General features: G+C 66.4%; 1 protein-coding gene. It reads right to left on the bottom strand.

All coding sequences use genetic code 11. From position 1 onward, the window contains the following. Positions 1-354, bottom strand: a 354-nt coding sequence (locus FV233_RS29815) for a DUF559 domain-containing protein (protein ID WP_147899670.1), incomplete at its 3' end; no start/stop codon positions are given. Between the last annotated feature and the right edge of the window lie 211 nt (positions 355-565).

Genomic DNA, 565 nt, shown 5'->3' with positions numbered 1-565 from the left:
GCACACCGGATCGCCGGACGGGAGGGCAGCCCAGATGGTCTCGCGCACGCCGTCGAGATCCTGGTGGATGTCGGCATTCAGGATGCGCAGCAGGGCGAAGCCGCAGGCTTCGATGATTTTCGTGCGTGCGGCATCGTAGACAAGCTCATGCCCGGTCGAATGCGTCGCGCCATCGACCTCCACCACGAGCCTCGCCTCGACACAGGCGAAATCCACGATGAAGCGGTCGATCGGATACTGGCGGCGGAACTTCCAGCCATTGAGCGCGCGGTTCCGCAGGACGCGCCAGAGCTTGGCCTCGGCGGCGGTCTGTGTCCGCCGGAGATGGCGTGCCCGGGAAATCGATCTGCTCACCGGGTCGTCTCAACGGCACGGCACCGAATCGACGGGATGATACCGGATCAGGACGAAGCGCGGGTCCCCTCTCCCGTGCGGGAGAGGGACAGGGTGAGGGATGCGACCTCTCCGGAAAGACCTGGCCCCTCACCCCAGCCCTCTCCCGCACGGGAGAGGGGGCGCGTCGCGACCTTCAAAAGCCAGTGCAGTTCCCTGGAACGGGCCACAC

The organism is Methylobacterium sp. WL7 (assembly GCF_008040085.1).
Classification (GTDB): Bacteria; Pseudomonadota; Alphaproteobacteria; order Rhizobiales; family Beijerinckiaceae; genus Methylobacterium; species Methylobacterium mesophilicum.
The sequence above is the reverse complement of the archived record's forward strand: the minus strand, read 5'-3'. Positions and strand labels throughout refer to the sequence as shown.